Here is a 13,271-nt window from a genome sequence, read left to right as displayed (position 1 = left end):
TCACGGATTACACGAATTCAATTTATATCAAAAACGCTTTCTGATATTTTTTCAGAAAGCGTTTTTTATGTTATTTTCACCCAGTTTGTCATTTCGACGAAGGAGAAATCTTCACGAGTAGCTCGACAAAGATTGGCGATTTTGCTTGTAGAGTTTCTTGCGAAGATTTCTCCTTCGTCGAAATTGTAAAAGTCATTTATTTCGGTAACAGATTTTTCATATCAATTGGTGTTTTTCCATCAATTCCCTGATGCGGTCTTTCATGATTGTAATAGTATAGATATTGCAATAATTCTTCTTTTAATTCCTCTTGAGAGTCAAAATCTGTTTCTGCCAGCAAATCCTCTTCAAGTGTTCTCCAGAAACGCTCAACTTTGCCATTTGTCTGAGGTCTGTAAGGTCTTGTGTATCTATGGACAATCCCTAATTCAATAAGCATTCTCTCAAAAGGATGCTGATGTTTCTGCTTACTGGTTTTAATCCCAAACTCAGAACCATTATCAGATAATATCTCTTCAAATTTTATTTCATAATGGTCACTTAAGATATTTAAGCATTTTAATGTCGCAAACATAACTGTTAAACTTGTTATGTCGGGAATCAGTTCAGCCCAGGCAATCCGGCTGTAATCATCTATTACGCAGACTAAATAGAGCCTTTTGTTCTCTCCTTTTATTATGCTTTTGCTTAAGTGATGGCAGTCAATATGTCCCAGCTGTCCCATTCTTTCTTTGATTATTTTCTGATGATTCTTTTTAATCTTCGGAGTTAATCTATTGATCTTATTACGCTTTAAAATATTATAAACTCCTGAATAAGAAGGCGTATGTTTTCCTAATCTGGGCTTTAAGATACTAACAATTTCGTATTTGTTATTTCCTTTCTCTCTTAAATCAATTACTTTCTGCTCTATAAAAGCCACAGGACGTCTGGTTTTATATTTCGGGCCCCGCTTCTGAGGCAGCAGATCAAGAGATTTTCCGCTCTGTTTATAACGGTTATAATACTTTAAAAAACTCTTTCTGCACGTGTCATTGGCGCTATAAAAATCCATTGCCTTTTTATGCACTGGATGAGTTTTGTTTTTTACCTGCTCATACTCTTTTATCAAAAAACGATACTTCTCTAAATAGTTTCTCTCTAATGTCGAATCTCTGCTATTATGTCTCATCGTAACAAAATTTATTAAAGTTAAATTTTGTTACCGAATTATCTAACCTTTACAGAAATGACAAACTATACGGAAAATACGATTTCGAATTTAAAAAATTGAAATTTTATGTAGTTTACTCGCGTGAGGGATAGGAATGAGCTACCGAAGTAGCATGGATAGCCCGACCCCAATAAAGAAAATGGGCGAATCAACGTTATGCTGATTGGCCCATTTTCTTTATTGGGGTCACGCCCTAATTATTTTACTTAGGACTTGTTGCTATAACAAACTTCAAATTGTTCTTCACTCCTATTTGCAAGACATCTACTAAGTCTTGAACTTGCAGATTAAACGGAATTCGAACCACAACGGTTTGTTCTTTATCGGTTCCTATTTTTGACATTAGTGAAGTTTCCAGATTTTCAAAATCTACTTCTTGTTTGTCGATGTAGAACTTTTTATCTTCTGTAACCGATAAACTGATTAGTTGTTTATTGGTTTTTTCATTCGCTTTAGCTTTTGGTAACGTCATCTTAATCACATTCGGATTTGCCAGTGTTGAAATAATTAAGAAAAACAACAGCAGGAAAAACATAATGTCGCTCAAAGATGAAGTCGCAACTTCGGCGTGAAATCTTCTTTTTCTCTTAATAGACATGGCTTATGCTCTTTGAATTATATTGACAAATTCTAAAATCTGTTTCTGAATTTTTAAAGCAAAATTATCAATTTTTCCGTTTAATAAGTGGTAAGCGCTATAAGCAATAATACCCACAATTAATCCAGAACCAGAACTGATCATTTTTTCATATAAACCTCCAGAAATATTTCCGATACTAATATTTTCAGTTACCGAAATGCTGTAGAAAATCTTGATAACTCCAGAAATTGTCCCGATGAAACCTAGCGTTGGTGCGATACCCGCAATAAGTCCAAGGTGGCCTAAATGTCTTTCCATTTCGCCAATTTCGATATCGGCAGCACGATCCATGTTGGCTTCAATTTCAGAAATTGGTCTTCCAATTACTAAAACGCCTTCTTTTAAAATATTTCCGGCTGCAGTATTATTTCTTTCTACAATTGTTCTTGCCAATTCAATATTTCCAGAATGTAATTTTTCGCTAACATCTTGCATTAATCTGCTGTCAATTTTTGACGCGCGGTTAATGTACATATAACGTTCAAAAATTAAATAAATAGTGTAAAACAATAGAATCGCAATTGGAATTAAGAAAACTCCCCCTTTCATGATGAATCCAAACATTGAAATTTCATTTTGTGGCTCTGCAATCTTTTCGACCACTACATTTGAAGCATTTGCGATTGTATCTGTTTGTAACTGAATAAAACTAAACATATATTAATTCTGGTTTTTAATAATTAATTCTAAAAAATATTTGAAATTTGCAATAAAGATAATTTTCGCTGTAATATTAAACTACAAAAATCGAAATTTATTTCAATCGACAACCATTTTATCTAAACAAATGAACTATCAAGAGACTACCAATTGGATGTTTAATCAACTTCCAATGTACCAATTGCAAGGTGCTTCTGCGTACAAAGAAGATTTAACGAATATTAGAATATTGGCAGCTCATCTTGGCAATCCGCAAAACGAGCTGAGATGCATTCACGTGGCGGGAACGAACGGAAAAGGTTCTACTTCGCATATGCTTTCGTCGGTTCTACAAGAAGCGGGTTACAAAGTGGGATTGTATACTTCTCCGCATCTGAAAGATTTTAGAGAAAGAATTAAAATAAACGGTCAGGAAATCTCGGAAGAATTTGTAATTGAATTTATTGCCAAACACAAATCTTTTTTTGAAGCAAATGATATGAGTTTCTTCGAAATGACGGTTGGTTTGGCGTTTGATTATTTCGCTTCAGAAAAAGTCGATATCGCGATTATTGAAGTTGGACTTGGCGGAAGATTGGACGCAACGAATATTATTACGCCTTTGGTTTCGGTAATTACGAATATTGGTTTGGATCATACTCAGTTTTTAGGCAATACATTGGAAGCAATTGCGGGTGAAAAAGCTGGAATTATTAAACCGAATATTCCGGTTGTTATTGGCGAATATACAGATGAAACTAAACCTGTTTTTTTGGCTAAAGCCGAAGAGAACAATGCACCGATTTCTTTTGCTTCAGATTTGATTGACCAGATTTATCTATCGGATTTGATTGGCGATTACCAGTTTCACAATAAAAAGACGGTTCAGCAGACGATTTCGATTTTAAACAATGAAACCAATTTTAAAGTTTCGACCGAGCAGCTGAAAGAAGGTTTATTGAATGTGGTAAAAAATACTGGTTTACAGGGAAGATGGCAGCAATTGGGCAAAAATCCAAAAATTATCTGCGACACGGCACACAACAAACACGGATTGACGGTTGTAATAAATCAGCTTAAAAATGAGAAATTCGAAAACCTACATGTCGTTTTAGGTGTTGTAAATGACAAAGATCTGGATTCGATTCTGCCTTTATTTCCAAAAGAAGCGCAATATTATTTCTGCAGACCCGATTCTTCTCGCGGATTAAACACAGAAATTTTACAAAGCGAAGCTAAAAAACACGATTTAATCGGAGAAAAATATGATTCTGTTGCCAGCGCTTTCGCGGAAGCGAAAAAAAATGCTTCAGAAAATGACTTTATTTACGCTGGAGGAAGCACTTTTGTAGTTGCCGAATTGCCTTTGGGTTAAAATGTATTTTGAATTTAGAAAAAACTTCAAAAATTTCATTTTAATAACAAATTCATAAACAAATAGATATAGATTATTTTTAAAAAAGTTTTATTTTTTATTCCTTTTTCTTTGCAGGACTCGAAAACAAGCGTATATTTGCACTCGCAATCACAAACGATAGCAACCTAGTAAAATAGGGCGATTAGCTCAGCTGGTTCAGAGCACCTCGTTTACACCGAGGGGGTCGGGGGTTCGAACCCCTCATCGCCCACAAATTTCCAAAAACTCTAAAATCATTTGATTTTGGAGTTTTTTTTTTGCATTATGCGGATTAGCTCAGCTGGTTCAGAGCATTCCGATTAGCATCGGAAGTGGTCGGGGGTTCGAACCTTCCGATGAATCGGAACAAGCTATCATCGCCCACAAATTTCCAAAAACTCTAAAATCATTTGATTTTGGAGTTTTTTATTTTATATCTATTTATGAATTTTGTTGTTTACATTTTATTTAGCGAAAGCAAAAACAGATTCTATATTGGATTTACTTCTAATTTAGAAGAAAGAATTATTAGACATAATCAAAAAAGCAAAGGTTTTACAGGAAACACAAATGACTGGAAAGTAGTTTATACAGAAAACTATCAAACTAAAGAACTTGCACATAAAAGAGAACTTCAAATTAAGTCTTGGAAAAGCAGGATCAAAATACAGGAATTAATCGCTAAAAAGATTAGCTCAGCTGATTCAGAGCATTCCGATTAACATCGGAAGTGGTCGGGAGTCCGAACCCCTCATCGCCCACAAAAAACTCCTTAAGCAATTAAGGAGTTTTTTTTGTTTAATATGTCTTCTGCATATTAGAATTCCACTGATTATTTTTAGAATAGTTTCTATATTAGTAAAAAAATCATACCTGATATTTCTCCTTTTTATACAAATTAATCAAGCTTAATAAGTCTAGTGCTATCAGAGCCAAATATGATTTTAGAGATATCACGCAAAAAACATTATAAAATAATTTAATCTATGGATTTCATCATAAATGTAAACGAAGAACAAATATTACCTGAAAATAGATTTTTGTTAATAGACTCTATATATACTTTTGAATTCCCAAAAACTGTAGATAAATTAAATAAAAATCGTTATCCCAATACAAGTGACGAAGAATTTGAATTAATAAAACAAGAGTTTGAATCTTTTGTGAGAGAAAATAGCAATCCCAATTTAATTTCAGTTGGAACTTTCATGCCTTATGCAGACATTCATCTACCTAAGGTTTATGAAATTATTTTTGATTTATACAATAAAGAAAGATTTTGGAAACAAAAGACAATTGTAAAATATGCTTACAACTATAGAGATGTTTTTCACGCAAATTTATGGCAAGGACACTCAAGTCATATAATAATTGAAGCCATCGGAAAACTACCAATTTTATTTGAAGAGTTACCAATAAATCATAAACGTGAAGACAAATAGAAAAACAGTTATCGGAATATGCAGCGAGAGTGACTGGAAAATTATTAAAAAGAACAACATCACATAAAAGGCAAAGAGAAATTAAAGGCATTAAACAAAAAAACCCAGTAAAAACTTATAATAAATTTTAAAAAGTTACAAAAGTTAAAAATTCTTTGCAGAACTCAAAAACAAACGTATATTTGCACTCGCAATCACGAAATGATAGCAACCTAGTAAAATAGGGCGATTAGCTCAGCTGGTTCAGAGCACCTCGTTTACACCGAGGGGGTCGGGGGTTCGAACCCCTCATCGCCCACAAAATTCCAAAAACTCCAAAGTCATTTGATTTTGGAGTTTTTTTTTACTTTCAAAATAACAGCATCTTTTCTTGTTTAAAAACAGTAATTTTATAAATCTCATAAAATCAATTTTTACATTAAGAAGAAATGAAATCTAACTTTTTCTCCAACATATTTTTTTGGCTACTATTAATCGCTTTACCAGAAGCGACATTTTCTCAATCTGCTAATTTCACTATTCAAGATGTAAAATTCGAAAGTCAAGGCATCACTCTTGCTGGCTCAGTTTTAATGCCTGAAAAAGCTTTTGCGGCAGCAGTAATTGTTCATGGGTCCGATCCTGTAAAAAGAGAAATGGAGTTTGCAAAACGTCTTGCCAAAGAAGGCATTGCCGTATTGACCTATGATAAACGCGGAGTTGGAGAATCAGGCGGTGTATATGTCGGCCCAACTGTTGGCACGAATAATATTGACACTGCTAACCTTACTTTATTAGCTCAGGATGCCAATTCTGCTGTAAACACATTTCAAACTTATCTTAAAGATAAAAAAATCCCAATCGGATTAGTTGGATTTAGTCAGGCGGGGTGGATAATTCCAATTGCGGCAAGTAATAATCCTAAAATAGATTTTATGGTTTTATTTAGTTGTCCAACTATTACAACTTTAGAACAGCTTCGCTTTCAATTTTATACTAACGGAAACAACAATTTCTGGGAAAATCACACAGAATCGGACGCGCGTGAACACACTAAAAATGATCCCGACAAATATCAGTTTGTTGCGACGGACCCTAAAATTTCACTAAATATACTTTCCATTCCTGGACTTTGGCTTTTTGGAGAAAAAGACATTCAGATACCCGTAAAGTTGTGCATTGATGAATTAAACACAATGAAATCCCAAGGCAAACCTTTTGAGTATACTTTATTTTCTAATCTAGGGCATAATACCGTTTCTGATAAAGACACAACGCCTTTCGATATTTCAGTTCAATGGATAATGCAGAAGACTTTTAATAACAAAAAATTCAAAAATTCTAACTAACCTTAATAACTAAAAGCCATCATTCTCTAGTTTTTCGCAAACTTTCTCAAGAAGCTTTCTAGTTTGTTTGAAGTATTTTATCTTATTATCAATCTCTTTTATTTTCGATTGAAAAAGCTCCAATGTTTCTGGTTTCGAATCAGTGCTTTCGAACCAAGCCGTCAAGATTTTTTTTATTTCTGCTAAAGTAAAACCGACTTCTTTGGCTTCAATAATAATTTCTAAACGCTCAACTACATTATCATTATAATGTTTGTAATTATTTGATTTTACCTTTTCATTAGTAACTCCTTCAATCATTCCTAGATTCTCATAGTATCTAATAGTATGAATTGACAGTCCCGTTTTCTTCGATAATTCGTTTACCAGCATAGCTTTATTCTTTTTAACATAAAACAAAAAAGTATAGAGCATAGTCTATACTTACGAGTTACAAATATAGAAATTAATTCTGCATTTAAATTTTTTAAAACACTAGAAAAGACAACAAATATTATTCGGCAGAAAATAAAAAATTAATTTGGGAATATTGTGAAAAGATGAGGCAGAATTTTTATAAAAAAAGAGACTTTTATAAAGCCTCTTTTTTCGTCACTATATTTTTTTATTTCAACTTTGTCAAAGCCTTAGAATTTCGCAATAGAAATACATATTGAAAATAATCCGTTACCGAAGATCCTTCAACAGGAACTACATTTTCGCCAAAAACTCTTGATTTTACAGATACCAAGTTTTGTAATTTTAAATAAGGTGAATCTTTTCCATCAAGTTTAAAAAGTGTAATAGTCTCAGGCTTGCTCAATTCTTTCAAATCATTAATTCCTTTTACCAGCATTAACGGGCCATCAGCATTCAACCAATCGACTCTTTCGTTTTCTGGAGTTGGAAATTGAGGATTTTTCGGCAAATACATTTCGCTATCTATAGTATAACTCACAAAACTTGTTACTTTAATCCCAGAATCTTTTATTCCTTGAGCAAATGTTTCTCTTCCAGATTCTGTTTTCTTTTGAAGTGTATGAAAATATCCGAAAAGCCCGTAGAATTTTTCATTTTCAAGATGCTGCTTTTTTACTGTATTCTTAAAATTACTTACCATAGCCACATCTCTAGAGCCTTTTGATTCATCATCAAAATTTTTATCAATTCCGATAACTGTAATTTTTAAAGAATCAGCTAAGCTTTGATTATAGTCATAAATTGCACTCCATTTGTCAAATAATTCCTGACTGGATTGTTGCGGAATTCTTCTTTTTATGTTTTCTACAACTTCTTTTAAAGCTGTTTTATTCTTTTGCGTTTCGCCCAAAAAGACATTTAATTTTTTCGCCGTCAAACTATCCATTTCGGCAATATAATATTTCACACCAATTTTCTTATTCAAAAAGAAAAGCATCTCTTTATCTATAGTTTGATTATCGGCATAACCATGAATTTCCCCTAACAAGAAAACTTGTGATTTATAAAAATCGGCATCAAATAATTTTTCATTTATAGAACCTGAAATCTCACTATTATTTTTTGACAAATAACTGATATTCTCATCATTTTTAGATTCCAAAAATATTTTACTGCTGATGTACAGATAAGCAATAAAAACTAATACAATACTTAAAAGGGTAATAGATGTAATTTTGGCGATTTTTAAAATTTTCTTCATAGTTCTGGTTATATTTATTTTGATGTAAAAGTATTTTTCTCAAATAAAATAATCAATTTTTATAGACCGAATTGTCATTTTAACATGATGAATTGTACTCAAAATATATAAATTGCTCCAAAAAAATAAAACTCCATTAGCAATAATGGAGTTTTATTTTTGAATTATGATTTTGCTGAAAGCTTTTCTTTTCGCTTCCTGTTCAAATAATCTCTCAACGGAATATCGTAAAACACCATAACTAAATAAGCAAATCCCACAAGTAAAACAACTGAAATCACTACAATTAAAGTCAGTTGAGTGGTATCGGGTTTGTAATTGGTATAATAATTTCCAAACATCCACAAAACGGCATAATGCGTCATATATAGTGGATAGGAAATTTTTCCTGAAAATACACAAAATTTTTCTAAACCTGGTTTCAACACAGCTCCCGCCCCAAGAGAAACCAGCAACGGAAAATAAAGCAATACAACCAAAGGTTCTGTCAGCCAATTAAATTCTGAAGACGGCATAATAAAAGCCAAAAGCAATAAAATAGTTAATCCGCCGAAGCCAAGTTTATTTTTAATAATCCAATTTGATCGGTAAATAAGCAATCCCGCCAAAAAAGAATACGATATTCTAGCAAAGCCATCCCAAAAAGTGGGTCCGCTCCATCCTCCTACCAAATTACCAGAACTATATCCAACATAACAAATAGCTGCTGCAGAAAGTAAAGTAAAAATCATTACGTAATTTTTTCTCATTCTGCAAAGCACCAATGCATACACAATATTGGCAACATATTCCCAAAACAGCGACCACGCCGGCGCATTAAAACTAAATAAATTGAAGGAACGATCTGCAATAACTGGAAACGGAATTAGAAATAGGGAACAGATAAAGGTCAGAATAATTTTTCCAGTACTATACAATTCCAAATGCCCGCCAAACGGATCTAATAAAAATGCCAATAATCCTAAGATTGATCCCGCTATAACCAACGGATGTAATCTAATAATTCTTGCTATAAAAAAATTACGAAGGCCCATTTTGGCAATACGATCATCATAAGCATATCCAATTACAAATCCAGAAAGGCAGAAGAAAAAATCGACAGCTAAAAATCCGTGTCCGATAAAATTTTGGCTTGGATCGGTAAAAATCCATTCCATAAAATGAAACACAACTACGGCAAAGGCAGCAATACCTCTTAAACCGTCTAAAATTTCAAAATGCTGTTTTGTCTCAAGAATTGCTGTAGATGACGGACTGGTATTCATTAAATTGTAATATTTCGTAATAAATTAAGTTGATCTGGTATCGATGCAAGTTCTACAAATTAATATTCAAATCAAAATAAGATTCATTTAATTCAGCTGCGAAATGTTTGAAGTTTCACATTTATATAACTTTTTAAACTTTTTCATTCCCTCACATTTTTATAAGTTTGCTAAAATTCAAATTTAGTATGCACGTAGCAGGTTGTCTTTCACCACCAGAAAATTAATACTACTCTTTAGTATTGACACTTGACTGAATCTCTTCAGTCCGATTCATTGTGTCTTTACCTCAATTCACATTATTAATATTCAAATCATATCCTAAAAAAGGATATACAACCTCTTATGAAAAAATCTTATTTGATACTGCATACTGCAGTTTTACTTGCTGGTTTTACTGGCGTTTTCGGAAAACTTATTTCTCTTAACGAAATTACCTTAGTTTGGTATAGAGTATTATTTGCTTCTATTATTCTATTTTTTATTTTAAAAATATATAATATTAAAATGCTGAAGTCATTTTCTGAAGCAGCAAAAATATCTAAAGCCGGCATCCTTATCACCATTCACTGGATTTTTTTCTATGCTAGCATTAAATATTCAAACATATCAATCGGAGTTGTGTGCTATTGTCTAACAAGCTTTTTTACCGCTTTTTTCGAACCTATTCTCAATAAAAAAAGATTCAATCTTGTTCAAGTTTTGCTTAGCATGCTTACTTTATTGGGTATAAGCTTAATTTTCCATTTTGATTCTTCTTATCAGCTGGGCATTTTACTCGGAGTAATTTCTTCTGCATTTGCTGCTTTGTACACAATTTATAACGAAAGATTAGTACAATTTTATGACAGTAAACTCATTAATTTTTATCAAATGCTCGGCGGAACTTTAGTTTTAGGACTCGCTCTGCCATTCTATTTTTACAATTTTCCAGATCAGACATTTATTCCAAACTTACAAGACATTTTCTATTTATTGACTTTAGCTTCTTGTTGTACAGTTGCGCTTTATGTAATGTTTGCAGAATCACTTAAAAAGATTCCAGCGTTTACCATAAATCTAACCTTCAATCTGGAGCCGATCTATTCAATAATTTTAGCCTTTTTATTTTTTAACGAAGGGCAATCTGTCAATTTCTCTTTTTATATCGGAATAAGCTTGGTTATGACATCGGTTTTATTGCAATCTATAATTTCCATTCGAAAGAAAAACATCATTCAACAAGAAATCTCATAGAATTATAAAAACAGAAAACTCCTTTGCAAAAAAGGAGTTTTCTGTTTTTACCTATTAATATTTTAATCGTTCAATCCTTTTCCATCTAAAATTCTTGGAATATTTTTCTCTACTCTAGCTTCTCTGGTTCTAGATTGTTTAGGTTTAGAAAAATGAAGCAAATACGCTCGCTGTCTTCCAGGAGTTAAAGCATAAAAAGCTTCTTTAAAATTTAGATCGGCATCAAACTTATTCTGGAGTTCTTCTGCAATCTCAAATTCTGAAACTTTTTTCAATTCCGCTTTCTGCCCTGACTTTTCAATTTCAGCAGCTTCAAAAATATACTTTTTCAAAATTTCTTTCTTCTCTACAACATCTTGAACATTGGTAAATCGAACCTGTCGAGCCGCTTGAACATTATCTGACTGCTGAATCAATATTTTATCTGGATCTTTCATTAAAACTCCTTTAAAAAATAAAAAAGCGCAATATTCTTTGAAAGTATGAATTAATACGATGTTTGCATTTTCAAAAGTATAACACGGACATCCCCATTTTAACTCTTCAGACAAATGGCAGTCTAAAACAATATCTCGCATCTCTTCTATTTCTGACTTCCATTTTTCTGCTTTTTCAAAATAAAAATCAACTTTAGAATTTCCACTATATTTTGTCATAAACAACTTTATTAAAAATTAGTTCAATAAAGATAATAAATCCGTCAATTAAAAATCAAAACCTTTCAGAATTCCTCTTTCAGAACCTCTCACAAAATTTATAATTTTATCTCTTTCCAAAGTTCGTTCAAATTCGTTTTCAATAAGTTCCAAAGCAAATTTAGCATTTCGCTTTTCTTGAAATAAAACTCTGTAAATTGCTCTTAACTCATCAATCTTAGGAGATTCAAATCCTCTTCTTTTTAAGCCTACTGTATTTAATCCCGCAAATCTTAGAGGTTCGTGTGCCGCAATAATATAAGGCGGAATATCTTTCACTACTCGACTTAAACCACTTACCATAGCGTGTTCACCTATAACGGAGAATTGATGTATAGCAGTCAAGCCACTTATATTGGCCCAATCTTGAACAACTACTTCACCAGCCATCCCAACACTAAATCCAATAATAGCATTATTGCCTATTACACAATCATGCCCAATATGCGCATTAGACATAATCAGATTAGAATTGCCAATACATGTTTTACCTTTCGAAATTCTTCCTTTGTTAATAGTCACAAACTCTCTTATAATATTATTGTCTCCAATCTCCAGAAGGGTATATTCATCCTTATACTTCAAATCTTGAGGAATCCCGCCTAAAACCGCACTAGAATGGATCTGACAATTTTCACCAATTCTTGAACCTCTTAAAATAGATACATGATTTCCTATTTGTGTATTATTCCCAATCCAAACATCCTCTTCAATAGTAACACCGTTTCCTATGCAAATGTTATTTCCAAGAATAGCATTTTTATGAATAAAAATATCTTTCAATTTTTTAAGTTTTTAATGAACTGCAAAAATTGGAAAAGTTGAAATACTTTTTATTGACCTAATATCAAATAATTGATGCCCGAATTCGGCTCAAAGTCTCTTGACTAACACCAATTAATGAAGCGATATACTTTAATTTGGCCTTTTTAATAATTTGGGGAAATGACTCTAAGAGAAACAGGTATTTTTTCTCTGCAGTCATTAAACGGAATAAATGATTGAACTCATTTATTTTAGAAAGATAATGCCGAAGCTGTTTAATATGAAACTTTACAAATAACGGATATTCTAACAAAGCCTGTTCATCAGAATAAGACAACGAATACACAATTGTTTCTTCACAAGTTTGAAAGTTCTCAAATGAAGGTTTTTGCTCAAAAAAACTGCTCATTGAAGTCACAAATTGATTATCTGTATAAATCCATTTGGTGACTTCTGCTCCATCTTCAATGCAAAATCTTCTAACCGCACCAGATTTTATAAAATAAATTTTAGCACAGATCTTACCTTCTTCTGCAAGAAATTCTCCTTTATTAAAAGTTTCTTCAACAAAACTTCTTTTAATAACAAGTTCAGTTTCTAAATCTAATTCTTGAAAACTATTTATAATATAAATTAGCTCTTCCATCTATTTTTTAAATTTCATAATAATCAAAAATAAACTTTAATTAAGAGAAAAACTAAATCCACTAAGCAAACCACAAGATCAGTTTACTATTTCCCACGAATTTCACCCATTTTAAAGATCAATCTACAAAAGACAAAGATGAAGCCTACTGATAAAAATTAATTCATTACAAAGCGTAAATTAGTTCAAAGAAACAGCAACACGAAACCCCTCTAATTATAAATTATGGCGTTCCCCTGCGGGTCGGGCTGTCCGCTGTATTCCCGATTTAGAAAAACAAGGCTTTTTAGCCGCAGTTTTTCTAAATCGGGAGATGCCGCTCCCATAACTAACGCAGCGCGGCATT

14 protein-coding genes and 2 tRNA genes are annotated in these 13,271 nt (G+C 32.4%); 7 read left to right on the top strand and 9 right to left on the bottom strand.

The window, feature by feature from the left end; all coding sequences use genetic code 11:
* Positions 1-196 precede the first annotated feature (196 nt).
* The 3 genes from AC3E9W_RS11305 to AC3E9W_RS11295 all read right to left on the bottom strand — a co-directional run bounded on the left by AC3E9W_RS11305 (position 197) and on the right by AC3E9W_RS11295 (position 2,510).
* The gene (locus AC3E9W_RS11305; protein ID WP_488768431.1) at positions 197-1,171 is read right to left on the bottom strand and encodes an integrase core domain-containing protein; all 975 of its coding nucleotides are present in this window, start codon (positions 1,169-1,171) and stop codon (positions 197-199) included.
* 244 nt (positions 1,172-1,415) lie between these two features.
* Positions 1,416-1,811, bottom strand: a complete 396-nt coding sequence (locus AC3E9W_RS11300) for an ExbD/TolR family protein (RefSeq protein ID WP_008464192.1) — start codon at positions 1,809-1,811, stop codon at positions 1,416-1,418.
* 3 nt (positions 1,812-1,814) lie between these two features.
* Entirely contained in the window at positions 1,815-2,510 is a 696-nt protein-coding gene (locus tag AC3E9W_RS11295; RefSeq protein ID WP_125723781.1) for a MotA/TolQ/ExbB proton channel family protein, read from the bottom strand.
* Between the two features lie 130 nt (positions 2,511-2,640).
* Between AC3E9W_RS11295 and AC3E9W_RS11290 the strand changes: the two genes are divergently transcribed.
* From AC3E9W_RS11290 to AC3E9W_RS11265, 6 genes are all read left to right on the top strand, one after another.
* Positions 2,641-3,867: a bifunctional folylpolyglutamate synthase/dihydrofolate synthase gene (locus AC3E9W_RS11290; protein ID WP_488768430.1), complete on the top strand. Its 1,227-nt coding sequence runs from the start codon at positions 2,641-2,643 to the stop codon at positions 3,865-3,867.
* Positions 3,868-4,045: 178 nt separating this feature from the next.
* Positions 4,046-4,120 (top strand) — tRNA-Val (locus AC3E9W_RS11285).
* 211 nt (positions 4,121-4,331) lie between these two features.
* Complete coding sequence (locus AC3E9W_RS11280; RefSeq protein WP_488768429.1) at positions 4,332-4,610, top strand: GIY-YIG nuclease family protein; 279 nt, start codon at positions 4,332-4,334, stop codon at positions 4,608-4,610.
* A gap of 264 nt (positions 4,611-4,874) precedes the next feature.
* Positions 4,875-5,330 (top strand): hypothetical protein, encoded by a 456-nt coding sequence (locus AC3E9W_RS11275; protein ID WP_488768428.1) that lies wholly within the window; start codon positions 4,875-4,877, stop codon positions 5,328-5,330.
* A gap of 223 nt (positions 5,331-5,553) precedes the next feature.
* A tRNA-Val gene (locus AC3E9W_RS11270) sits at positions 5,554-5,628 on the top strand.
* A gap of 130 nt (positions 5,629-5,758) precedes the next feature.
* Positions 5,759-6,658 (top strand): alpha/beta hydrolase family protein, encoded by a 900-nt coding sequence (locus AC3E9W_RS11265; RefSeq protein ID WP_488768427.1) that lies wholly within the window; start codon positions 5,759-5,761, stop codon positions 6,656-6,658.
* Positions 6,659-6,667: 9 nt separating this feature from the next.
* Here AC3E9W_RS11265 and AC3E9W_RS11260 read toward each other — a convergent pair whose 3' ends face one another.
* The 3 genes from AC3E9W_RS11260 to AC3E9W_RS11250 form a co-directional block, all read right to left on the bottom strand.
* A complete protein-coding gene (locus AC3E9W_RS11260; protein WP_488768426.1) occupies positions 6,668-7,030 on the bottom strand; it encodes a MerR family transcriptional regulator in 363 nt (120 codons plus the stop codon).
* Between the two features lie 232 nt (positions 7,031-7,262).
* Positions 7,263-8,318, bottom strand: a complete 1,056-nt coding sequence (locus AC3E9W_RS11255) for a hypothetical protein (RefSeq protein WP_488768425.1) — start codon at positions 8,316-8,318, stop codon at positions 7,263-7,265.
* Between the two features lie 164 nt (positions 8,319-8,482).
* A complete protein-coding gene (locus tag AC3E9W_RS11250; RefSeq protein ID WP_488768424.1) occupies positions 8,483-9,583 on the bottom strand; it encodes an acyltransferase family protein in 1,101 nt (366 codons plus the stop codon).
* Positions 9,584-9,928: 345 nt separating this feature from the next.
* Between AC3E9W_RS11250 and AC3E9W_RS11245 the strand changes: the two genes are divergently transcribed.
* A complete protein-coding gene (locus tag AC3E9W_RS11245) occupies positions 9,929-10,819 on the top strand; it encodes a DMT family transporter (protein WP_488768423.1) in 891 nt (296 codons plus the stop codon).
* 62 nt (positions 10,820-10,881) lie between these two features.
* Here AC3E9W_RS11245 and AC3E9W_RS11240 read toward each other — a convergent pair whose 3' ends face one another.
* The 3 genes from AC3E9W_RS11240 to AC3E9W_RS11230 form a co-directional block, all read right to left on the bottom strand.
* Positions 10,882-11,475 (bottom strand): YdeI/OmpD-associated family protein, encoded by a 594-nt coding sequence (locus AC3E9W_RS11240; protein WP_488768422.1) that lies wholly within the window; start codon positions 11,473-11,475, stop codon positions 10,882-10,884.
* Positions 11,476-11,523: 48 nt separating this feature from the next.
* Positions 11,524-12,297: an acyl-ACP--UDP-N-acetylglucosamine O-acyltransferase gene (lpxA, locus tag AC3E9W_RS11235; protein ID WP_488768421.1), complete on the bottom strand. Its 774-nt coding sequence runs from the start codon at positions 12,295-12,297 to the stop codon at positions 11,524-11,526.
* Between the two features lie 64 nt (positions 12,298-12,361).
* Positions 12,362-12,925 (bottom strand): Crp/Fnr family transcriptional regulator, encoded by a 564-nt coding sequence (locus AC3E9W_RS11230; RefSeq protein WP_488768420.1) that lies wholly within the window; start codon positions 12,923-12,925, stop codon positions 12,362-12,364.
* Positions 12,926-13,271: the final 346 nt, after the last annotated feature.

Source organism: Flavobacterium sp. 38 (assembly GCF_057799715.1).
The sequence above is the reverse complement of the archived record's forward strand: the minus strand, read 5'-3'. Positions and strand labels throughout refer to the sequence as shown.